A 22,486-nucleotide genomic window follows, 5' to 3' on the forward strand; every position below is an offset into this window, starting at 1 on the left:
CTGGCCCGAGCCCGCGGCGAGCCCGCCCTGGGAGGCCGCGCGCGACCACCTGCGCGACGGACTCTCCGGCCACGCGCCGCTGCGCGCCGAGGCGCGCGACGCCGGCCAGTACCGCTTCGCCTCGCCCTTCGTGGCGCTCGGCGACGAGGCCGCGCAGTACGCCGACTTCGCGCTGCACAGCTTCACGCCGGGGCGGCCGGTGCTCGAGGCCCTGCTCGCGCTGTCGGCGCGCATCCACGCCGACTTCCGCTTCGACCCCGCGGCGACCTGCATCGCCACCCCGGTGGCCGAGGTCTTCGCGGCGCGGCGCGGCGTGTGCCAGGACTTCTCCCACCTGATGATCGCCTGCCTGCGCGCGCTCGGCCTGGCGGCGCGCTACGTCTCCGGCTACCTGCTCACCGAGCCGCCCCCCGGCCAGCCACGCCTGATCGGCGCCGACGCCTCGCACGCCTGGGTGGCGCTGTGGTGCCCAGGGCTGGGCTGGATCGACATCGACCCGACCAACGACCTGCAGCCGGGCAGCGGCCACATCACGCTGGCCTGGGGGCGGGACTACGGCGACGTGTGCCCGCTGCGCGGCGTCATCCTCGGCGGTGGCGGACATTGCGTGGAGGTGGCGGTGACGGTGACGCCGGTGGAGGACGATGCGTCCGCGCGGCGGGGCGGGCGCCCGCGACATGCCGCCGGCGCACCAGATTGATGCGTCGCAGACCACCGTGGTGCGCGCCGGCGCCGTGGCCGTGCGCGACTCGCACGCCCGACCCCGTTGCCGGCGCGGTCTTGCACGCTTCAGGGGATTGGCACGCTTTCTGCTGTGAGTCCTGCGAGGGAGTCGATAAACCATCCGCGCAGAGCACGCCATGAACGCCGCCAAGCCTTTCGATGAGATGCACGCCGCCGACGGCACGATCCGTACGCACTACCAGCCCTACAGCGACTGGCTCGGGCGCACCCCGCGCGAGCTGATCGCGCGCAAGCGCAAGGAGGCCGACCTCGCCTTCCACCGCGTCGGCATCACCTTCAACGTCTATGGCGCCGACGGTGGCAAGGAGCGCCTGATCCCCTTCGACCTGCTGCCGCGCGTCATCCCGGGCGACGAATGGCGCGCACTCGAGGCCGGCCTGCGCCAGCGCGTGCGCGCACTCAACGCCTTCCTCGCCGACATCTACCACGACCGCGAGATCCTGCGCGCCGGCCGCATCCCCGCCGACCAGGTCCTGAACAACGCCCAGTTCCGCCCCGAGATGCAGGGCGTGCACGTGCCCGGCGGGCTGTACGCGATGATCGCCGGCATCGACCTGGTGCGCGCCGCGGGCGCCGACGGCAAGGGCGAGTACTACGTGCTGGAGGACAACCTGCGCGTGCCCTCGGGGGTGAGCTACCTGCTGGAGAACCGCAAGATGATGATGCGGCTCTTCCCCGACCTGTTCTCGCGCTACGACGTGCAGCCGGTCGAGCATTACCCCGACCTGCTGCTCGAGACGCTGCGCGCGGTGGCGCCGGCCGGCGTGCTCGACCCCACCGCGGTGCTGCTGACCCCGGGCGCCTTCAACAGCGCCTACTTCGAGCACAGCTTCCTCGCCCAGCAGATGGGCGTCGAGCTGGTCGAGGGCCAGGACCTCTTCGTCAAGGACGACACGGTGTTCATGCGTACAACGCAGGGGCCGCGGCGGGTGGATGTGATCTACCGGCGCCTGGACGACGACTTCCTCGACCCCGAGGTCTTCCGGCCCGACTCGATGCTCGGCGTGCCCGGGCTGATGTCGGCCTATCGCGCCGGCCGCGTGACGCTGGCCAACGCGGTCGGCACCGGGGTGGCCGACGACAAGTCGATCTACCCCTACGTGCCCGAGATGGTGCGCTTCTACCTCGGCGAGGAGCCGGTCCTCAACAACGTGCCGACCTGGATGCTGCGCGAGCCCGACGACCTCGCCTACACGCTCGCCCACCTGCCCGAGCTGGTGGTCAAGGAGGTCCATGGCGCCGGCGGCTACGGGATGCTGGTGGGGCCGGCGGCGACGAAGGCCGAGATCGAGGAGTTCCGTCAGCGCATCCTCGCCGCGCCGGAGAAATACATCGCGCAGCCGACGCTGGCCCTGTCGACCTGCCCGACCTTCGTCGACGCCGGCATCGCGCCGCGCCACATCGACCTGCGCCCCTTCGTGCTTTCGGGCGGACGCGAGATCCGCATGGTGCCCGGCGGCCTCACCCGCGTCGCGCTCAAGGCGGGCTCGCTGGTGGTCAATTCCTCGCAGGGCGGGGGCACCAAGGACACCTGGGTGGTGGGCTGAAGCGCCATGTTCGCGCCTGCCGGCGCTCCTACAGGGGCAGGCGCGACTGCGACGTCGCGACGTTTTTGTAGGAGCGCCGGCAGGCGCGAACGCGGCGTCGCAAACGCCCCCCGGCGCCCGCCCCGCCGCGACGTTTTTGTAGGAGCGCCGGCAGGCGCGAACATGGCGGCGCAGACGCCCCCAGGCGCCCGACCCGCCGCGACGTTTATGTAGAAGCGCCGGCAGGCGCGAATGCAGCAATGAAAGCGCGTACGAGCGCCGGGTTCGTCCCCCGCCGCCGCGCGATTGCCAAGGAGAACCCTCATGCTGAGCCGAACCGCAGACCACCTCTACTGGATGGCGCGCTACACCGAGCGCGCCGAGAACACCGTGCGCATGCTCGACGTGTCCTACCGCATGTCGCTGCTGCCCGGCGCCAACGGTGGCGACACCGAGAGCTGGTCGGCCATCCTCGACATCAGCGAGCTGTCGGAGGCCTTCGCGCGCACCGGCCGGCCGCTGTCCGCCTGCGACGTCATCGAGTTCGTCGTGCTCGACCGCGACAACCCCTCCAGCGTGTGGAACTGCCTGCGCGCCGCGCGCGAGAACGCGCATGCGGTGCGTGGCACGCTGACCGCCGAGATGTGGGAGACCACCAACGCCACCTGGCTCGAGATCCGCGACATGACGCCGCAGAAGCTGCGCGCCACCGACCTGGGCGAATTCTTCGAATGGGTGAAGTTCCGCTCTCACCTGCTGCGCGGGGTGACCTTCGGCACCATGCTGCACGACGAAGCCTTCAAGTTCGTTCGCCTGGGCACCTTCCTCGAGCGCGCCGACAACACCGCCCGCCTGCTCGACGTGAAGTACCACAGCCTGCTGCCCAAGGCCGAGGGGCTCACCAGCTCGACCGATTTCTACCAGTGGGGTGCGTTGCTGCGTTCGGTGTCGGCCTTCGAGACCTACCGCCACGTCTACCGTGACGTGATCACGCCCTACAAGGTGGCCGAGCTGCTGATCCTCAACGCCGACATGCCGCGCTCGCTGCATGCCTGCCTCGACGAGATCAACGGCATCCTCGGCGAGGTCGCCAGCATCCACTCGGCCGAGGCCGCGCGCCAGGCCGGCGAGCTGCACGCGACGCTGCACTACGGGCGCATGGACGACATCTTCGATGCCGGCCTGCATCCCTGGCTGGAGCGCTTCCTGGTGCGCGTCAACCGCCTGGGCGACAGCATCGGCGAGAACTTTCTGGTTCCGGTCGCAGCATGACCGGCGCGCAAGGCCTTCCGGCCCCGACGAGGACCCGGAACAATAAACCGACTGGATCGAACCCATGACCTATTGCGTCGCCATGTGCCTCGACGAGGGGCTGGTCTGCCTGTCCGACTCGCGCACCAACGCGGGCGTGGACCACATCAACACCTTTCGCAAGATGACCGTGTTCGAGCGCGCCGGCGATCGCGTGCTGGTGCTGATGAGCGCGGGCAACCTCGCCATCACCCAGGCGGTGATCAGCCTCTTGCGCGAGCACGCCGCGGTGCAGGACCGCGACAGCCTGTGGAACGCGCCCACGCTCTTCGAGTGCGCGCGCCTGGTCGGCGAGACCATCCGCGGCGTGCATCGCCAGGACGCCGAGGCCCTGAAGCAGTTCGGCGTGGATTTCAACGCCAGCTTCATCCTCGCCGGCCAGATCGGCGACGAGCCGCCGCGCCTGTTCAACATCTACGCCGCGGGCAATTTCATCGAGGCCTCGGCCGACACGCCCTACTTCCAGATCGGCGAGTCGAAGTACGGCAAGCCGATCGTGGACCGCATCGTGACCTGCAAGACCTCGCTCGACGAGGCCGCCAAGTGCGCGCTGATCTCGATGGACTCCACCATCCGCTCCAACCTGTCGGTGGGCCTGCCGCTCGACCTGCTGATCTACCGCCGCGACGAGCTGCGCGTCGCCCGCCACCTCAGCGTGGATTGGGACAACCCCTATTTCGACATGATCCACAAGGAGTGGGGCGCCAGCCTGCGCAAGGTCTTCAACGCGCTGCCCGACCCCGACTGGTCGCGCTGGCCGGGAGAGGATCAGCTGCCGCCGTGCGTGGAGGTGGTGTCGTCCTGATGGGGCCGCGGCGTGCACAGCGCACGTGCCTCGTCCGCCCCCAGGCTGCGACCCGGCCAGGGGATCAGGCCGGGCACGCGGGCGCGGTAGCGCGCGTAGGCCTCGCCGTGGAAGGCGAGCAGCTTCTCCTCCTCGAGCAGCGAGCCCACCCACAGGTAGAGCGTGATGCACAGTGCGCTCGTCAGCCGCGCCTCGTCCATTTCGCGCGTCCACAGGATCAGCAGCCCGAGGCTGTACCAGGGGTGGCGGACGTGGCGGTGCAGCGGCGACAGCGCGAGGCCGCCGGGGTCCTCGGCGGCGCGCTCGCGCGTGCGCCATTGCGTGCTGCCGTAGAACACGCCCATGTCGTAGTAGCGCGTCGACCACAGGAAGCCGGCCACCGCGGCCAGCGCCAGCGCGTTCGACAGCCAGGCCCAGCCGCCGTCCCACGACCACAGCAGCGGCCCGCGCCAGGCGAAGGTGAGCCACAGCGGCGGCACCAGCAGCAGCACCGCGAGCAGGTTGAAGCCGAGCCGGTAGGCCGGCGCCAGGCGCGGCCAGCGCGCGGCGACCACGCGCTTGAGCCACAGCGAGGCGAGCACGGAGTGCAGCGCGGCGTAGGCCAGCCAGCACAGCACCAGGCTGGCGATCTGCGTGCCGGAAAGGCTCATCGACGGGGCTCCGGGAAAGAGGGCAAGTGCATGATTCTGGAACGATTCCAAAAGAACTTGCATTGTTTTTTGTTGCAGTGCACCATGGTGTCGCAAGGTCATCACGCCGAGTCGGCACCCAGGTGTCGTTCACCGCAAGGAGTACACCATGAACGTCTCGCCCGAGAAAATGCTTTCCGCCTTCCGCAGCACTGCGGAAATCCGCGTCCACGAGCTCGCCATCGCGAGCGACAGCCTGCTCTCCGGGGTCGAGCACCTGACCGCGCTCAACCTCAACACCGGTCGCGCGCTGCTCGACGAGGCCATCGCCGTCACCCAGGCCGCCGCGTCCGCGCGCGAGCCGCGCACCCTGGTCGAGCTCCAGGTCGGCTCGATCACCCCGGTGCTGCGCCACGGCCACGCCTGGCTCACCACCGCCGGCACGGTCGCCGGCCAGGCCCAGTCCGACGCGCTGCGCCTGCTCGAGGCGGGCATGTCGCAATGGCTGCAGGGCGTGATCCTCACCCTCGAGCTGCTCCACCGCAGCGCCCCCGCGGGCTCCGCGCTCACGGTGCAGGCCCTGCGCTCGGTGGTCGCCAACGCCTCGTCCGCCTACGACGGTGCCACCCGCGCAGCCGCCCACGCCACTGCCACCGCGCGCACCCACGCTGACCAGGCCGCCAGCGCCGCGCTCGAGGCCCTCGACCGCAGCACCAGCGCCACGGTCTCGCTCATCCGCAGCGCGGCTTGAGCCGGGCGGCCCCCGAGGCAGGGGGCCGCGCGGTGGAAGGTGGGGCGGCACTTGCGCGTGCAAGCGCGGAAGGGAATGGCGGCGGCCGCGCTGCAGGTATGCCTGCGGTGCAGCGTGCGCCCGAGATGATGAGCGCCTGACCGATGACTGATCTTGCCGCCCTGAAGCCCCGCATCCTGGCGAACCTTGAGAGCGGCAGGCGCCTCAGCGTACCCCCTGAACTGCGCGACCACCTCGAACGCATCACGGAGATGGTTGCGGAGCACTACCGGGCACATCACGGCGAGGTGGTGCTCTGGGGAAAAATCGACCACTACCGCTATCACGACGGCCGCGGAACGGTGTATCGGATCAGCCCGGACGGGCGGCTGCTTGATGAATCAGGGGCGGCAAGGGTAGGTTTAGAACGTCGCGCAGAGCTGTCTGTCGGAGTCGTTTTCTGAACCGTCACTGCTTGATCGGTCGTCATGCTTGCATGCGGACTCTGCGAGGGCATGCGGATCGAACGGGACGGGTTTGTACGGCTCAACGTGCTCGATGGCCTCGTGCAGGCCACGCTTGATGCTCTCGAATGCGGTTTTCATGCCGGTCAGGCTGCGTGCTCTTGCTTTGGCTCGAAGCGAATCACCAACCTCTGCCCGCAGGCGTCCGCGTACTTGCGCAAGGTCGCCAGGGATGGAGCATGTTTGCGGCTGCCGATGCTGCCTTCGATTCGTGCCACGACAGGCTGCGACACCCCCATGCGCTCGGCAAGCTCGGTCTGCGTCAGGCCGGCGCGGGTGCGGGCGCGCAGCAGCTCGGCAAGGGCTGCAAACTCATCGGCCATGCCCTCGTAGGCTTCACGGAATGCCGGGTCGCGCTTGCCCGCTTCCTCTGCGAAGGTGCGTGGATCGAAGGCAACTGGGTTGTATTTCTCGCTCATGGGCGGACCTCCTTCATACGGCGGCGTGCGGTGTCCAATGCACGCTGCGGGGTTTGCTCGGTCTTCTTGATGAAGCCATGCAGGATGACGATGCGCTTGCCGACGACAGTGCAGAACAAGGCGCGTCCGATGCCTTCCTGCCCCTTGGCGCGAATCTCGAACAGCCCATCACCCATTACGCGGGTGTAGGGCATGCCAAGGTTCGGGCCGTGTTCGGTGATGCGTTCCGCAATCCGGGTGAAGCTCGCGAGAATGCCGCCGGGCCACTCCATCACCTCAGCTTCAACGGCTTCGTTGAAGAACTCGATACGGTCGCCCATGGAGTAGATATAGCTTGCATGTTATAAGCAATCAATGGGGACAGCCAGTCATGCCACCGCGCGCTGCCCCAGCCGGACCACGTTCGAGGGCGTGCGCTCGGCTTGGCGGATGGCCTCTAGCCTTGCCTCCCAGGCCACCAGCGCGGCGCGCTTCTCGTCGGTGTAGGCGTGCCGGTCGTAGTGCGCGGCCTGCACTCCACTGATGCCGTGGGATAGCAGTTGCGCGCGGGTGTCCTTGCTGATGCCCAGGGCGGCGAGCATGGTTTCCACGGTGCGGCGAATGTCACGCACATTGAAGGGCTCGCCACCGATGCCGGCGCACACTTCGGCGGCGCTCAGGGTGCGGTCGCCTCGTTGCACGGCGATTGCCGGGGTGGCGTCGACGGGGTTGTGCTCGATGCCGAAGGGAATCAGGTCGGCAGGAAGGGCGGAATCGAAGGGTGCCGCGCTTCAAGACGCTTGATGCTGCTGCGTCGTTTCTGATGAAGGAGGGCGTGAGTACGTTCGTGGTGAGTTCAGTGCCCGATGCCAAGCTGCCCCGAGCGGAGCGGCGTTGAGTCGGAGTCCAGTTCGCTGGGCTGGACGAACAGCAACCAAACGGCAACCGAACGCCCAAAAGCAAACAGGCCAGTTCGCGAGAACTGGCCCAAGTGCTTGTATTCGTTGGTGGGGGCACTAGGACTCGAACCTAGGACCAATTGATTAAGAGTCAACTGCTCTACCAACTGAGCTATACCCCCATTGCCTTGCGGCGGATCGGATTGGCGCCCGATCGAAGAGCGAGCATCATACGCGCGCGCCTTGCGCAGCGCAACATATTTTGCGCCTGGGGGACTGCGGAGAGGTTCGTGCAGGAGCGGCGGCGGCCGCGAATGGGGTGGTGCGAGGATCGACGCGGGTGCAGGTTTCGACCGCTGCATTCGCCCCTGCACGAGCAGTCGCGCATCCCGGACCCCATGCAGGAGCGACGGTGCTCAGCCCAGAATGCGCCCCGCGCGGCGGCGGGTGCCGACGCCGGGGAGGGCGCCGAGGCCGCGCGAGCCGTGGGCGTGGCAGATCGCGCAGGCGAGCGCGTCGGCGGCGTCGGGGCCGGGGCTGGCGTCGAGGGCGAGCAGGCGCTGCACCATGTGCTGCACCTGCTCCTTGTGCGCCTTGCCGTAGCCGACCACCGACTGCTTCACCTGCAGCGCGGTGTATTCGGCCACCGGCAGGTCGCAGGACACCGCTCCGCAGATCACCGCGCCGCGCGCCTGGCCGAGCAGCAGGGTGGACTGCGGGTTGACGTTGACGAAGACCTTCTCGACCGCCACCACATCCGGCTGGTAGGTGGCGATGACCTCGCGCACGCCGTCGAGCAGGGTCTTCAGCCGCCCGGGCAGCTCGCCGTCCTGGGTCTTGATGCAGCCGCTGGCGACGTAGCGCAGCTGGGTACCGAGCTGGTCCACCAGGCCGAAGCCGGTGATGCGCAGCCCGGGGTCGAGGCCGAGGATGCGGGTGACGACGTGCGCGCTCGCGGCAACGCTCAAATCTTCACCGCGGTGCCGCTGACGCACACCATCAGCATGCCGTTGTCGGCGCCGAGGACTTCGTAGTCGACGTCGATGCCGATCACCGCGTTGGCGCCGAGCTTTTGCGCGGCCTCTTCCATCTCCTCCATCGCGATGCGGCGCGCGTCGGCGAGGGTGCGCTCGTAGCTGCCGGCGCGGCCGCCGACCACGTTGCGGATCGAGGCGAACATGTCCTTGAACAGGTTGGCGCCGATGATGGCCTCGCCGTTGACCACGCCGAGGTACTGGCGGATCGGCTGGCCGTCGAGGCTCTGGGTGGTCGTCATCAACATGGCATTCTCCTTCGGGGTGGGGAAGAGCCCCGATTCTAGCCCTTGCGCGCCAGCCACACACCCGACACGGCGATGACCATGCCGGCGGTCGCCAGCGCGGAGAGGGTCTCGCCGAACATCGCCCAGGCGATCAGCGCGGTGGCCGGCGGGGTCAGGTAGAAGAGGCTCGCCACGTTGACCGCGCTGCCGCTGCGGATCAGCAGGTTGAGCAGGCTGATCGCGCCGATCGACAGCACCAGCACCAGCCAGCCCAGCGCGAAGACGAAGTCGCCGGTCCACTCGATTTCCATCGTCTCGGTCTGGCTGGCGACGAGCAGCGTGACCACCAGGCTGGGCAGGAACTGCATCACCGAGCCGGTGCGCAGGTCGAAGCGCGGGCAGAAGCGCTTCTGGTACAGGGTGCCGGCGGTGATGCCGAGCAGCGCCGCCAGCGCGGGGACGAGCATATGGACCAGCGCATCGCCATCGACCCCATCCACGCTCGCCTTGCTGCCGACCACCAGCGCCACGCCGCCGAAGCCGAGCGCGAGCCCGGCCCACTGCCGCGCCGAGACCCGTTCGCCGAGCAGCGCGCCGGCGAGCGCCGCCGTGAGCAGCGGCTGCATGCCCACCACCAGCGCCGAGATGCCCGCCGGCAGGCCGCGGTGGATCGACATGAACACGCCGCCCAGGTACAGCGCCTGCACCAGCAGGCCGGTGACGCCGATGTGCAGCGCCTCGCGCGGGCTGGCCGGCCAGGGCGCGCGCATCGCCAGCGCGAGCACGCTCATCAGTACGATCACCAGCACGTAGCGCGAGACCAGGAAGGTGAGCGGCTCGGCGTAGGGGAGGCCGTACTTGGCGCCGATGAAGCCGGTGCTCCACAGCAGCACGAAGAGCAGCGGCGTCAGGCGGGTGAGCAGGGGCGGGGTCGGCATCGTGTCGGGTCCATCAAACAAAAAAGCGGCGCCGGGCGCCGCTTTTCTGGGGCAGATCGGGGAGCTTACTCGTCGATCTCGGCGGAGGTGTAAACCTCCTGCACGTCATCCAGGCCTTCGAGCGCGTCGAGCAGCTTCTGCATGCGCACGGCCTCGTCGCCGGCGAGCTCGATGACGTTCTCGGGCTTCATCGTGACCTCGCCGAACTCGGCGCTGAAGCCGGCCTTCTCCAGCGCTTCCTTGATGGTGGTGAACTCCCACGGCCCGGTGATCACCTCGATCGAGCCGTCGTCGTTGGTGACCACGTCCTCGGCGCCGGCCTCGAGCGCCGCTTCCATCAGCGCGTCCTCGCTGGTGCCGGGGGCGAACAGCAGCTGGCCGCAGTGCTTGAACTGGAAGGACACGCAGCCGTCGGTGCCCATGTTGCCGCCGTACTTGGAGAAGGCGTGGCGCACGTCGGCCACGGTGCGGGTCTTGTTGTCGGTGAGGCAGTCGACCATGACGGCCGAGCCGCCGATGCCGTAGCCCTCGTAGCGGATCTCTTCGTAGCTCACGCCCTCGAGCTCGCCCGTGCCCTTCTTGATCGCGTTGTCGATCTTGTCCTTGGGCATGTTGACGCCCTTGGCCTTGTCCACCGCCAGGCGCAGGCGCGGGTTGAAGCCCGGGTCACCCCCGCCCATCTTGGCGGCGACTGTGATCTCCTTCGCCAGCTTGGAGAACGCCGCACCGCGCTTTTCGTCCTGACGACCCTTGCGGTGCTGGATGTTGGCCCATTTCGAGTGACCCGCCATATTGAAACCTCTGTGCTGCCCGAGCGATTGAAGAGGCGCGCATTATAGCGCCCGCCCGTCGCGTGCGCCGCGCCCCTGGTTCCTGTAGGAGCGGCGGCAGCCGCGAAGACGGCGGTGCGGCGACGACGGGCGTTGTCGTGCGCGGAGGCGACGGGCGTCGTCGTGCGCGGAGGCGCCGTACGGGCCTGCGTGCCGGGCTGCTAAACTCGGTGCATTCCGAACCGATTCCCGAGGAGCATGAAATGGCCGACCCGATGCTGATCGCACGCGCGCACGACAAGGACGCGTTCAAGGACATCTGCCTCCTGCCGCGCCTGGCCAACCGCCACGGCCTCATCACCGGCGCCACCGGCACCGGCAAGACGGTGACCCTGCAGAAGCTCGCCGAGTCCTTCGCCAACATCGGCGTGCCGGTGTTCGTCGCCGACATCAAGGGCGACCTCTCCGGCGTCGGCGCCGCGGGCAACCAGTCCGACAAGCTGATGCAGCGCCTGGCCGCCATCGGCATCGACGAATACACCCCGCGTGCCAACACCGTGGTGTTCTGGGACGTGTTCGGCGAGCAGGGCCACCCGGTGCGCGCCACCGTCTCCGACATGGGGCCGCTGCTGATCGCGCGCCTGCTCAACCTCAACGACACCCAGACCGGCGTGCTGACGCTGGTGTTCAAGATCGCCGACGACAACGGCATGCTGCTGCTCGACCTCAAGGACTTGCGCGCGATGGTCCAGTACGTGGGCGAGAGCGCGAAGACCTTCACTACCGAGTACGGCAACATCTCCACCGCCTCGATCGGCGCCATCCAGCGCAACCTGCTCGGGCTCGAAGAGCAGGGCGGCGACGTGTTCTTCGGCGAGCCGATGCTCGACATCAATGACCTGATGCAGACCGGCGCCGACGGCCGCGGCGTGATCAACGTGCTGGCGGCGGACAAGCTCTACCACTCGCCCAAGCTGTATTCCACCTTCCTGCTGTGGATGCTGTCCGAGCTCTTCGAGCAGCTGCCCGAGGTCGGCGACCCGGACAAGCCGAAGATGGTGTTCTTCTTCGACGAGGCGCACCTGCTCTTCAACGACGCTCCCAAGGCGCTGATCGAGAAGATCGAGCAGGTCGTGCGCCTGATCCGCTCCAAGGGCGTGGGCGTGTATTTCGTCACCCAGAACCCGCTCGACGTGCCCGAGACCGTGCTCGGCCAGCTCGGCAACCGCGTCCAGCATGCGCTGCGCGCCTTCACCCCGCGCGACCAGAAGGCGGTGAAGACGGCCGCCGACACCATGCGCCCCAACCCCGCCTTCGATGCGGTGGCGGCGATCACCGAGCTGGGCGTGGGCGAGGCGCTGATTTCCTTCCTCGACGAGAAGGGCCGTCCGCAGATCACCGAGCGCTGCAACGTCATCGCGCCCGATTCGCGCCTCGGCCCGCTGCAGCCCGCCGAACGCCAGGCCGCGATCACCGGCTCGGTGATCTACGGCCACTACGAGAAGGCGGTCGATCGCGAGTCGGCCTATGAGCTGCTCAAGGCCAGCGCGGCCACCAAGGCCGCGGTCGAGGCCGGGCGCGAGGCGGCGAAGGAGGTCGGCGGCGAGGAGACCGGCAGCATGGTGAGCGACATCCTCTTCGGCGCCACCGGCCCGCGCGGCGGCAAGCGCGACGGCCTGGTGCAGATCGCCGCCAAGACGGTGACCCGCACCATCGGCAGCAGCCTCGGGCGGCAGATCGTGCGCGGGATATTGGGCTCGCTGCTGGGCGGGCGGCGCTGAGGTCGCGAGGGCGGCCGCGCACCCGGGGCTCCGCAGCGTCGATGGTTCATGCAAGAGCGCCGCAAGGCGCGAAGCGGCGGTTCAGGGGCTCTCCCGCAAACATGCGCCGCCTGCACACCAGCCCCTCACCCCTCACCCCTCACCCCTCACGCCTCGCGCCTCACGGAAAACACCGCATCTGCCCCTGCACCACCACGCAGCTGCGGTTGCGGCCGGCCTGCTTGGCGCGGTAGAGGGCGCGGTCGGCGGCGTTGACGAGCGCATCGGTCTCGGTCATGCCGACCTCGCGGGTGGCCACGCCGATGCTCACCGAGGTCTGGATCTCGGCGTCGCCGGCCTGGATGCGCAGGCGCTCGACCATGCGGCGCAGGCGCTCGGCGGCCTGGATCGCGGCCTTGAGGTCGGTGTTCGAGCAGATCACGAGGAACTCCTCGCCGCCCATGCGGCACACGCTGTCATCCTTGCGCGCCGACTGCTGGATGGCCTGGGCGACGTCGCGCAGCACGGTGTCGCCCACCGCGTGGCCGTGGCTGTCGTTGACGCGCTTGAAGTGGTCGATGTCCAGCATCATCACCGACAGCGGCTGCTCGAAGCGGCTGGCGGCGGCCCAGGCCTTGGCGAGCGCGTTCATGCCCGAGCGCCGGTTGGGCAGGTTGGTGAGCAGGTCGGTCATCGCCGCGTGGGCGAGGCGGCGGTTGCTGATCGCCAGCTCGGCGGCGAACTGCTTGAGCTGGGCGCGGTCGCGCTCCCAGGCGTCGAGCAGCTGCACGTAGTGCCTGGCCGCGCGCAGGCGGGCGCGCAGGGTGCGCACGTTGACCGGCTTCACCAGGAAGTCGTCCACGCCGGCCTCGAAGGCCTCGCTGACTTCGTCCTCGGTCTCCAGCCCGGTGAGCATGATCAGGTAGATCGTCTGCCCCCACTCGGTCGCGCGCAGCGCGCGCGCGAGGTCTAGGCCGTCCATGCCCGGCATCATCCAGTCGGTGATGACGATCTGGGGCTGGGTCTCGACCGCCAGCGCGAGCGCCTCGTGGCCGTTGTTGGCGCACACCACCGAGTGGCCGAGCGCGCCTGCGAGCACGCCCTCCATCATGCAGCGCGTGGTGGGGTCGTCGTCGACCAGCAGCACGCGCAGTGCCGACGCTCCGCCGGCGCCCTCGTCGCGCATCGCGTGCGCCGCCGACATGTGCGCGAAAGACGGCAGGGCCGAGGCCGGCACGCGCAGCAGATCACCCCACTCGCGCCACTGCAGCACCAGGTCGTCCACCGTGGCGCCGAGCTGCTCGGCGTCCAGCCCGATCTTGCCGCCGAGCAGCAGCAGCTCGGCCGTGCAGGCGTTGCGCTCGTTCTCGCCAGCGAGGCCGAGGTCGGCGACGCGGCGGGCGAGGTAGAACAGGTGCACCAGCTGGTAGGGCCGCGAGCCGGGCGAGAAGCCGGAGCGCTCGGGCTCCTCGTGGTGGTAGATCGGCTCGATCAGCGCGCCGGGGATGCCCCACTCGCCGAGCAGGGCGGCGGTGAGCTCGTTGTGGTCGGTCTGCAGGTGTTCCTGCTCGAGGGCGACCAGGTTGCGCACGGCACCGTCCTGGCAGTCGAGCAGGCGGCCGTACTCCATCGGATAGACGGTGGCGAGCGAGAGCCGGCCCACCTGGGCGAGCAGGCCGCAGGCGAACAGCTCCTCGCTCGAGCCGGCGCCGGTCATGTTGCTGAAGCGCTGCATCGCCAGCCCCATCAGCAGCGAGTGCGACCAGAAGCCCTGGTAGTCGAACTGCCCGCAGGGGCCGTTCTGGTACTGGTCCACCAGCGAGAAGCCGAGCGCGAGGTTGCGCACCGTGCCCATGCCCAGGCGCATGATCGCCTCGGTCACCGAGGCCACCGGCCGGGTGGCGCCGTGCGCCGCGGAGTTGGCCTGGCGGATCAGCCGGCTGGCCAGCGCCGGGTCGGTCTGCGCGATGCGCGCCACCTCGGCGATGGTCGCGTCGTCCTTGCGGCACAGTTCGAGGATCGCCAGCGCGACACCTTTCGGGCTGGGCAGTTCACCGTTCAGCGGCATGTGTTCGAGGGTTTTCATCTGGGGTACGGCGGAGCGCGGGACCAGTCTGATAAGATACTCCATCGGGGCAGGAATCAAGATGAAGGATCGGAGCCGGGAGCGCAAAAGGTCGTGAGTGTTCGTCGTTTCAAGCTGGCCGCGCTCGGCCTTGGCGTGCTGCTCGCGTTCCGGCCGGCCGCGGGCGTCGCGCAGGACGACCTCACCGTGCTGCCCTTCGAGGAGTTGCTGCTGCGCGATTACGTCTCCGCGTCGCGGCTCGCGCGCCAGGTGAGCGACTCGCCCGCAGCGGTCTCCATCGTCACCGCAGACGACATCCGAGCCTACGGCTACCGTACGCTGGCCGACGTCATCAACGGCATGCGCGGGCTGTACACGACCGACGAGCGCACCTACCACTACATGGGCGGGCGCAGCTTCGGCGACGTCGAGGACTACGCCGGCCGGGTCATGCTGCTGATCGACGGCTATGCGGTGCAGGACAACCTCTTCGACCAGGCCTACATCGACGAGTCCGGGCTGATCGAGCTGGACCTGGTCGAGCGCGTCGAGTACGTCCCCGGCACCGGCTCGGTCACCTACGGCAACAACGCGCTGCTCGGCATCCTCAACGTCGTCACCCGGCGCGGGCGCGACTTCGACGGCGCGCGCGTGGCCGCCGAGATCTCCAGCCGCGGCGCCAGCCGCCAGCGCGCCACCTGGGGCAAGCGCCTCGACAATGGCGCCGAGGTGCTGCTCTCGGCCTCCACGCTCGACGTCGACGGGCGCAACCTGTACTTCCCCGCCTACGACACGCCCGCGACCAACCATGGCGTGGCCGAGGGGCTGGACGGCGAGCGCAACCAGCGGGTGTTCGGAAAGCTGTCGTGGGGGGGATGGACGGTGCAGGCGGCGTGGGTGGAGCGGGAGAAGAACGTTCCCACGAATCCCTCCGCATACACCGCCTTCAACACGCCTTTCCCGACGCGTGACGAGAGCGCCTTCCTCGGCGTGCGTCACGAGACCGACCTCGGCCTGCAGCTGTACTCCTCGTCCAGCCTGATGCTGGGGCGCTACGCCTACGGCAATCGGCGCGAGTACGCCCTGAACGAGGACGGCGTATACGACGAGGGTGAGCAGTACGGCGTGCGCGACTACGAGGGCGCGTGGTGGCGCTTCGACCAGAAGTTCGTCGGGCGCTGGTTCGTCGATCACACCCTGGTGTTCGGCGCGGAGCTGCGCGACGATCACCGCCAGTCCTTCCACCGCCGCTTCCTGTCGCCGGCTGGCGAGGTGATGGATCGCGACGATGGCGAGCGCTCCCGCCGCACGTTCAGCCTCTACATCGCCGACGACTACCGCCTGAACGAGCAATGGACGCTCAACCTCGGCGTACGCCACGACGACGCCGACGACCTCGACGCCAACCTCAGCCCGCGCGTGGCGCTGATCTGGCAGCCCGACCCGGCAACCACCTGGAAGGCTTCGTACAGCGAGGCCTTCAAGATGCCCAACGCCAACGACCGCTGGACGTCCGAGGACACCGCGGTGCCCGAGTACGTCGCCGCCACCGAGCTCGTGCTGCAGCGCCAGCTCGCGCCGCACACGCGCTTCACCGGCGCGCTGTACCGCTACCGCCGCAGCGACCTGCCCATCGAGAACGTTGATGGGGACGAGGTCCCCGAGGGAAGCAGCCGCGCGCACGGCGTCGAGGCCGAGGTCGAGCACCTGTGGGAGCGCGGGGCGCGCGTGCGCGCCAGCCTGGCCTGGCAGCGCTCGCGCGATGTTTACGGCCGCGACGCGGTCAACTCGCCCGACCTGCTCGGCAAGCTCGCCTACACCTTCCTGCTGCCGGGCGAGGCGCTGCGCGCCGGCTTCGAGGCGCAGTACCTCGGCCCGCGGCTGACCCGCGAGCGGCGAATGCTCGGCGGGCACGCGCTCGCCCACCTCACCCTGTCCACCGAACGTGACTGGCACGGCCTGTCGGCCTCGCTGAGCGTGCGCAACCTGTTCGATCGCGAGTACGAGACGGTGTCGGGCTTCGACTGGCGGCCTGCGAGCGGCGTCGCGCAGGACGGCCTGCGCATGGACGGGCGCAGCGTCTGGCTGCAGATCGGGTACGCGCTTTGAGCGTGCGCGTCCTCGTCTGCCTGTTCGCGCTGTGGGCTTCGCCGAGTGTGTTCGCGCAGGCGCTGCCCGAGCTCGATCTCAAGGCCACCTACGCCTACAACTTCGCCGCGCTCACGCACTGGCCGCCGACGGCGCGCACGAGTTTCAACTTCTGCGTCTTCGGCGACGAGGGCCTGGCCGAGGCGATGCGCCGGCTGGAGGGCAAGACCCTGCACGGACGCGGCGTGACGGTGGCGCGCCTGGGGGCGCTGTCGGCGATCCGCGACTGCGACCTGCTCTACGTCGGCGCGGACGAGGCCCCCAGCCTGCCGCGCATCGTCGAGCTGCTCGGCGACGCGCCGGTGCTGACCGTGACCGACGCGCCCCAGCCCCAGCCCGCGGCGGTGGTGATCGTCGCCGAGGGCAGCCGCCTGGCCTTCGAGGTCGATGTCGAGCGCTGCCATCGCGCGGGCCTCAAGCCGGGTTCGGCCCTGCTCGGCCTCGCGCGCAACCTGCGGCGGCCGGCCGGGTGAGCATCGGCGGGCAAACCTGTGCGATGGCTTGCCGCGAGCCCTCCCCGCCCCGGGCTCAGCCGACGCGATCGAGCGCGCCGATGGTCCACCCGCGCGCCGCGATCGACTCGATCTCCGTCGCCACCACCGGGCGGCTGAACAGGTAGCCCTGCAGGCTGTCGGCCTCCAGCCCGGCGAGCAGGGCCGCCTGGGCCGCGGTCTCCACGCCCTCGGCGGTGATGCGGAAGCCGAGGTGGCGGGCGAGCGCGAGGATGGCGCGTACGATGGCGAGGTTGTCGGCGTCGTCGGGCAGGCCGGTGACGAAGCTGCGGTCGATCTTCAGCCGGCCCAGCGGCAGGCGCTTGAGGTAGCTCAGCGAGGAGTAGCCGGTGCCGAAGTCGTCGAGCGCGATGCCGATGCCGAGCCCGCGCAGCGCGGCCAGCGTGGCGCGGGTGCGCGCGTCGTCCTCCATCAGCGCGCCCTCGGTGATCTCGAGCTCCAGCAGGCCGGGCGGCAGGCCGCTGCGATCGAGCGCCTCGCACACGCGCTCGAGCAGGTCGGGGGCGCGGAACTGCATCGGCGACAGGTTCACTGCCACCCGCAGCCGAAGGCCGCGCCGCATCCAGGCCGCGGCGTCGTGGCAGGCGCGCAGCAGCACGCGGGCGCCGATCCCGGCGATGAGCCCGCACTCCTCGGCGAAGGGGATGAAGTCGAGCGGTGGCACCAGGCTGCCGTCCGCACGCCGCCAGCGCACCAGCGCCTCGACCGCGTCGATGCGCCCGCCGCGCGCGTCCACCTGGGGCTGGTACATCACGATGAACTCGTCGAGCTCGAGCGCGCGGCGCAGCCCGGCCTCGAGCTCGACGCGATGCACCGCCTCGGCGGTGAGCTCGGGGTTGTAGTAGCGGCAGCCGTTGCGCCCGTGCGCCTTGGCGTCGTACATCGCGGTGTCGGCGTGCTTGATCAGCATGGCGGCGTCGTGGCCGTCCTCGGGGTAGAGCGCGATGCCGATGCTGGTGGTGATCGCCAGGCGCTGGCCCGCCACCATATAGGGTGCGCTCATGTTGGCGCGGATGCGCTCGGCGATCGGCAGCGCGTCCTCGGCCTTGTCGATGCGCGGCAGCAGCACGGTGAACTCGTCGCCGCCGAGGCGGGCGAACTCCGCGCTCTCGAGCGTCTCGGCGCCGTGGGAGATGAAGTCGCCCGGCCGCGTGATGTGGCGCAGGCGCTCCGCCGCCTCCTGCAGCAGGGCGTCGCCGGCGGCGTGGCCGAGGGTGTCGTTGACGCTCTTGAAGCGGTCGAGGTCGAGGAAGAGGATGGCCAGGCACTGGCCGGTCTGGCGCGCACGGGCGATCTCGCGCTCGAGGCGCTCGATGAAGCCGCGGCGGTTGGCCAGCCCGGTGAGGCTGTCGTAGTAGGCGAGGCGATGGATGCGGCGCTCGTATTCCTTGCGCTCGGTGATGTCGCGCAGCAGGCACAGCGCCTCGCTGCCGTCGATCGAGCTCAGCCGGGCCTCGTGGTGGCTGGGACGGTCGTCCGTGCAGGCGAGCTGAAACTCGACGGTGCGCGGCTTGCCGCTGCGCCGGGCCTCGTCCAGCGCGCGCTCGAGGATGGCGCTCACCGCCGGCGGATAGGCCGCGGCGAGCGTCTGCCCCGGCGTCGGCGCGCAGCAGGCGTCCATGCCCGGATCGGTGCGCACCTCGACGATGTGGTTGCGGCCGTCGATGCGCACCAGGGTGTCGGGCAGCGCGTCGAGCATCGCCGCGTTGCGCGCGTTGGCGCCACGCAGGGCGGCGGCGGCGCGGGTCGCGCGCAGCACGTAGCGCACGCGGTGGCCGAGCAGCGCCCAGGTGATCGGCTTGCTGATGAAGTCGGTGGCGCCGGCCTTGAAGGCGGCCTCGATCGACGCGGTGTCGTCCATGCCCGTCACCATCAGGATCGGCAGCTCCTCGCCGCCGCGTCGGCGCAGCTCGCGGCACACCGCGTAGCCGTCCAGGCGCGGCATGTCCACGTCGAGCAGCACCATGTCGAAGGGCGCCTGGGCGAAGGCCTGCACGGCCTCCTCGCCGTCGGCGGCCAGCGTGACGGCGAAGCCCGCGCGCACGAGCGCGGCCTGCATCAGCAGGGCGGTGGTCAGGTCGTCATCGGCGACCAGGATGCGGACTTCGCTCATGGCCCGATCTCCTCGCGCAGCGCACGGAGTTCCGCGCAGGCGCGCGCGAAGGCGTGGCGCAGTTCGTCGAGGCGTGCGCGCGCCGCTTCGATGCTGCCGTCGCGGCCGAGGCCCTCGAAATCGCGCAGCAGGGCGTAGAGCCGCTTCGCGCCGACGTTGCCCGAGCTCGACTTGAGGCTGTGTGCGGCGCGGCGCAGGCCCTCGCCGTCGCCGGCGGCGGCGGCCTCTTCGATCTGGGTGAAGCTCTTGCCGCAGGTGTCGAGGTATACGCCGAGGATGCGATCGGCGAGCGCCAGCCCGCCCGCGGGGTCGAGCTCGCGGAACTGCTCGAGGAAGCCGCGATCGATGGCGGCCTCGTCCTCCTCGGCCTGCGCCGCGTCCATGGCGCCGGCCTGCCCCGCCGAGTCGATCGTGTCCGCCGTGGCTGCCGCGCCCATCCAGCGCCGCAGCACCTCCTGCAGCTGGTCGAGGGAGTATGGCTTGGCGAGGAAGTCGTCCATGCCGGCGGCGAGGCAGCGCTCGCGGTTGCCCTCCATCACGTTGGCGGTGAGGGCGATGATGGGGACGCGCTGCGCCGAGGCGCGCGCGCGGATCGCCGCGCTGGCTTCGTAGCCGTCCATCACCGGCATGTGGCAGTCCATCAGGATCAGGTCGAAGGTTTCGGTCCCGGCGAGGTGCACCGCCTCCTCGCCGTTGGCCGAGAACGCCACCGTGAGGCCGAGCTTGGCGAGCATGGCCTCGCCGACCTGCTGGTTGACCGGGTTGTCCTCGGCCAGCAGCACCCGGCCGGCGAGCGCGACCGGGGCGGCCGTCGGCATGCGAGCGTCGGCGCCGGCGTCGCGCGGGCCGCGCAGGGCGCTGCAGATCACCTCGTGCAGCTCGGCCTGGCGGATGGGCTTGTGCACGCAGCGCAGGATGCCGGCACGCTCGCGCTCGCGCACGCTGGCGCTGGCGTAGCTCGAGGTCAGCACCACCAGGCGGGTGCCGGCCAGCGCCGGGTTGGCACGGATCGCGCCGGCGAGCTGCAGTCCGTCGGTGCGCGGCATGTGCATGTCGAGCACGGCGAGCTGGAAGGCCTCGCCCGCCGCGTGCGCGCGCTCCAGCAGCGCGAGCGCGGACTCGGCGTCGGCGGCGCACGTCACCTTCATGTTCCAGCCCTGCAGCTGGCGCTGGAGGATCTCGCGGTTGGTGGCGTTGTCGTCGACCACCAGCGCGCGCACCCCGGCGACCACGACGTCGCAGCGCAGGGCCTCGGGCGTGCTAGCCCCCTTGGGCAGGCGCAGCTCGACGTGGAAGGAGGCGCCGTAGCCGGGCTCGCTGCTCACGCCGATCGCGCCGTCCATCAGTCCGACGAGGCGACGGCAGATCGCCAGGCCGAGCCCGGTGCCGCCGTACTGGCGCGTGGTCGAGCCGTCGAGCTGGGAGAACTGCTCGAAGATCTTCTCCTGCGCCTGCGCGGGGATGCCGATGCCGGTGTCCTCGACGCTGATGCGCAGCCGGCAGTGGGTCGCGTCCTCGTCGAGCAGGGCGGCGCGCACCACGATCTCGCCATGCTCGGTGAACTTGATCGCGTTGTTGAGCAGGTTGCCCACCACCTGGCGCAGGCGGAAGGGGTCGCCGCGCACGCTGCGGCGGGTGTCCGGCGGCAGGTCGGCGAGCAGCTCCAGGCCCTTCTTCTCGGCGGGCTGCGCGAACATCGCCAGCGTGGTCTCGAGCGCGTCGCCGAGCTCGAACTCGACCTCCTCGAGCTCCAGGTGGCCGGATTCGATCTTCGAGAAGTCGAGGATGTCGTTGATGATCCCGAGCAGGTGGCGGCCGGAGTTCTCCACCGCCTCGGCGAAGTGGCGCTGGTCATGGGTGAGGCCGCTGTCGAGGAGCAGCTCGGTCATGCCGAGCACGCCGTTCATCGGGGTGCGGATCTCGTGGCTCATGGTGGCGAGGAAGTCGCTCTTGGCCTGGCTGGCGGCCTCTGCGGCCTCCTTGGCGCGCAGCAGCTCCTCGGTGCGCGCGGCGACCTCGTCCTCGAGGTGGTCGCGGTGGGCGGCCAGGCGCGCGTCGCGCTCGGCGATCTGGCCGAGCATGCGGTTGAAGCCGCTCGCCAGCGAGTCGAGCTCGGTGATGCGGCTCGGCTCGGCGCGCGCGCCGTAGTCCTCGGTGTGGGCGACGCGCTCCATCAGCGCCGACAGGGTGGTCAGCGGGCGCAGCACCACGCCGTTGAGCCGCCGCAGCATGCGCGTGGCCAGCCACAGCGCGAGCAAGGCGGCGATGACGGTGATCGAGGTGTGGGCGAGGACCTGGGTGTAGAGCGGCTTCATGTCCAGGTCGAGGTCGAGCACCCCGACCACGTTGCCGTTCTCCACGATCGGCTGGGTCAGGTGCAGCGTGCCGAGGCCGAAATGCGCGTGCTCGGCGGACAGGCTCGGGCTCTCGCGGCCCTCGGCGTGGAATTGGCCGTAGCGCGCGAACTCGGCCTGCTGGGTATCGAAGATCGCCGCGCCGCGCACGTCGGGCAGGCGCTCGAGGGTGGCGAGCACGCGCGCGGCCGCGTCGTTGTCGAGGAACATGAGGCTGGCGGCGGCGTTGTCGGCGAGCACGCGCGCCATCACGCGGCTGTTGCTCTCGAGCGCGAGCGCGCTGATCACGAGGCTGCCGAGGGTGATCACCAGGGCGAGCAGGCCGACGGCGAGGCCGAGCGCATGCTGGTTGACCCGGCGCAGCTTTTCGCCGAGCGGCATGCGGAGGTCGGGGGAGGGGGCGTGCAGGTTCATTGCCTGACCTCGGTGGCGAGGTTGAGGAGCCGGGCGCTCAGGCCCAGGCCTTGGCGACGCGCGGCGGCGAGGTTGGCGGCGAAGCTGATGCGGCCGCTGGCGCTGTCCATGTTCAGCATCACGCCGGCGTCGAGCGCGCCCGGGCTGTCGGCCACGGTGAGCGCGGCGCGGCCTTCGATGCGGTCGAGCACGCGGGCGAGGTTGCCGATCATGCCGCGGGCCACGAAGACCATCTGGCAGTCGTCGAGCGCATCGACGCTGTTGACGCGTGCCACGCGCAGCGCCCGCGTGCCCGCCTTGCGGGCGGTGGCGATCTGGTCGAGATGCGCGCCGAAGGGGTCGCCGCCGTACACGCACACCTCCAGGGTGTCGCCGACGCCCTCCGGCCAGGTGGTGAAGGTGGCGAAGTTGAGCAGGAAGGCGGCCTTCAGGCGGTATTCGTCGGCCGCTCCCTCGGCCGGCTGCGCGAGGCTCGCGGTCGCGGCGCCGAGCAGGACGGACGTGCATGCGAGCAGCCGGAGCAGCCGGAACGGCCACGGCAGCACGCGTGCGTGCGACCAGGGCGGCGGGCGGTGGGTGGGTGGG

Annotated in this window: 21 protein-coding genes and 1 tRNA gene; 9 read left to right on the forward strand and 13 right to left on the reverse strand. The window is 70.0% G+C overall.

Features of this window, described 5'->3' with window-relative positions; genetic code table 11:
* From C667_RS09495 to C667_RS09510, 4 genes are all read left to right on the forward strand, one after another.
* Positions 1–700: transglutaminase-like domain-containing protein (locus tag C667_RS09495; protein ID WP_004361738.1), on the forward strand; the 700-nt coding region annotated here is incomplete at its 5' end.
* Between the two features lie 160 nt (positions 701–860).
* Entirely contained in the window at positions 861–2,291 is a 1,431-nt protein-coding gene (locus C667_RS09500; RefSeq protein ID WP_004361739.1) for a circularly permuted type 2 ATP-grasp protein, read from the forward strand.
* 303 nt (positions 2,292–2,594) lie between these two features.
* Positions 2,595–3,542 (forward strand): alpha-E domain-containing protein, encoded by a 948-nt coding sequence (locus C667_RS09505; protein WP_004361740.1) that lies wholly within the window; start codon positions 2,595–2,597, stop codon positions 3,540–3,542.
* 64 nt (positions 3,543–3,606) lie between these two features.
* Positions 3,607–4,386, forward strand: coding sequence for a proteasome-type protease (locus tag C667_RS09510; protein WP_004361741.1), 780 nt, complete (start codon positions 3,607–3,609; stop codon positions 4,384–4,386).
* Here C667_RS09510 and C667_RS09515 read toward each other — a convergent pair.
* A complete protein-coding gene (locus C667_RS09515) occupies positions 4,350–5,036 on the reverse strand; it encodes a methyltransferase family protein (RefSeq protein WP_004361742.1) in 687 nt (228 codons plus the stop codon). The genes C667_RS09510 and C667_RS09515 overlap by 37 nt on opposite strands.
* 148 nt (positions 5,037–5,184) lie before the next feature.
* Here C667_RS09515 and C667_RS09520 point away from each other — a divergent pair, with 148 nt between their 5' ends.
* Positions 5,185–5,766, forward strand: a complete 582-nt coding sequence (locus C667_RS09520; RefSeq protein ID WP_004361743.1) for a phasin family protein — start codon at positions 5,185–5,187, stop codon at positions 5,764–5,766.
* A 143-nt stretch (positions 5,767–5,909) separates the two neighbouring features.
* Complete coding sequence (locus C667_RS09525) at positions 5,910–6,209, forward strand: hypothetical protein (protein WP_004361745.1); 300 nt, start codon at positions 5,910–5,912, stop codon at positions 6,207–6,209.
* Positions 6,210–6,355: 146 nt separating this feature from the next.
* Here C667_RS09525 and C667_RS09530 read toward each other — a convergent pair whose 3' ends face one another.
* The 8 genes from C667_RS09530 to C667_RS09565 form a co-directional block, all read right to left on the reverse strand.
* Entirely contained in the window at positions 6,356–6,688 is a 333-nt protein-coding gene (locus C667_RS09530) for a helix-turn-helix domain-containing protein (protein WP_004361746.1), read from the reverse strand.
* Positions 6,685–7,008 carry a type II toxin-antitoxin system RelE/ParE family toxin gene (locus C667_RS09535; protein WP_004361747.1) on the reverse strand — a complete coding sequence of 108 codons (324 nt, stop codon included), beginning with the start codon at positions 7,006–7,008 and terminating at the stop codon, positions 6,685–6,687. The genes C667_RS09530 and C667_RS09535 overlap by 4 nt, the downstream gene beginning before the upstream one ends.
* 48 nt (positions 7,009–7,056) lie before the next feature.
* Positions 7,057–7,368, reverse strand: coding sequence for a site-specific integrase (locus tag C667_RS09540; protein ID WP_004361748.1), 312 nt, complete (start codon positions 7,366–7,368; stop codon positions 7,057–7,059).
* A 304-nt stretch (positions 7,369–7,672) separates the two neighbouring features.
* A tRNA-Lys gene (locus C667_RS09545) sits at positions 7,673–7,748 on the reverse strand.
* A gap of 234 nt (positions 7,749–7,982) precedes the next feature.
* Positions 7,983–8,534, reverse strand: coding sequence for a crossover junction endodeoxyribonuclease RuvC (gene ruvC / locus C667_RS09550; RefSeq protein ID WP_004361749.1), 552 nt, complete (start codon positions 8,532–8,534; stop codon positions 7,983–7,985).
* Positions 8,531–8,848 carry a heavy metal-binding domain-containing protein gene (locus C667_RS09555; RefSeq protein WP_004361750.1) on the reverse strand — a complete coding sequence of 106 codons (318 nt, stop codon included), beginning with the start codon at positions 8,846–8,848 and terminating at the stop codon, positions 8,531–8,533. Before C667_RS09555 ends, ruvC begins: the two co-directional genes overlap by 4 nt.
* A 35-nt stretch (positions 8,849–8,883) precedes the next feature.
* Entirely contained in the window at positions 8,884–9,765 is an 882-nt protein-coding gene (locus C667_RS09560) for a DMT family transporter (RefSeq protein ID WP_004361751.1), read from the reverse strand.
* 65 nt (positions 9,766–9,830) lie between these two features.
* Complete coding sequence (locus C667_RS09565; RefSeq protein WP_004361752.1) at positions 9,831–10,556, reverse strand: YebC/PmpR family DNA-binding transcriptional regulator; 726 nt, start codon at positions 10,554–10,556, stop codon at positions 9,831–9,833.
* A gap of 242 nt (positions 10,557–10,798) precedes the next feature.
* Between C667_RS09565 and C667_RS09570 the strand changes: the two genes are divergently transcribed.
* The gene (locus tag C667_RS09570; protein WP_004361753.1) at positions 10,799–12,316 is read left to right on the forward strand and encodes a helicase HerA-like C-terminal domain-containing protein; all 1,518 of its coding nucleotides are present in this window, start codon (positions 10,799–10,801) and stop codon (positions 12,314–12,316) included.
* A 160-nt stretch (positions 12,317–12,476) separates the two neighbouring features.
* Here C667_RS09570 and C667_RS09575 read toward each other — a convergent pair whose 3' ends face one another.
* Positions 12,477–14,381, reverse strand: a complete 1,905-nt coding sequence (locus C667_RS09575) for a GGDEF domain-containing response regulator (protein WP_004361754.1) — start codon at positions 14,379–14,381, stop codon at positions 12,477–12,479.
* 93 nt (positions 14,382–14,474) lie between these two features.
* Here C667_RS09575 and C667_RS09580 point away from each other — a divergent pair, with 93 nt between their 5' ends.
* Both C667_RS09580 and C667_RS09585 read left to right on the forward strand, forming a co-directional pair.
* Positions 14,475–16,469 (forward strand): TonB-dependent receptor plug domain-containing protein, encoded by a 1,995-nt coding sequence (locus C667_RS09580; protein WP_004361755.1) that lies wholly within the window; start codon positions 14,475–14,477, stop codon positions 16,467–16,469.
* A 2-nt stretch (positions 16,470–16,471) separates the two neighbouring features.
* Entirely contained in the window at positions 16,472–16,981 is a 510-nt protein-coding gene (locus tag C667_RS09585; RefSeq protein ID WP_245538455.1) for a YfiR family protein, read from the forward strand.
* Between the two features lie 55 nt (positions 16,982–17,036).
* Here C667_RS09585 and C667_RS09590 read toward each other — a convergent pair whose 3' ends face one another.
* The 3 genes from C667_RS09590 to C667_RS09600 form a co-directional block, all read right to left on the reverse strand.
* A complete protein-coding gene (locus C667_RS09590) occupies positions 17,037–19,133 on the reverse strand; it encodes a putative bifunctional diguanylate cyclase/phosphodiesterase (RefSeq protein ID WP_004361757.1) in 2,097 nt (698 codons plus the stop codon).
* Entirely contained in the window at positions 19,130–21,901 is a 2,772-nt protein-coding gene (locus tag C667_RS09595) for a response regulator (protein ID WP_004361758.1), read from the reverse strand. Before C667_RS09595 ends, C667_RS09590 begins: the two co-directional genes overlap by 4 nt.
* On the reverse strand, positions 21,898–22,486 hold a 589-nt coding region (locus C667_RS09600; RefSeq protein WP_004361759.1), incomplete at its 5' end, for a YfiR family protein. The genes C667_RS09595 and C667_RS09600, both read right to left, overlap by 4 nt.

Source organism: Thauera phenylacetica B4P, assembly GCF_000310225.1.
GTDB classification, from domain to species: domain Bacteria; phylum Pseudomonadota; class Gammaproteobacteria; order Burkholderiales; family Rhodocyclaceae; genus Thauera; species Thauera phenylacetica.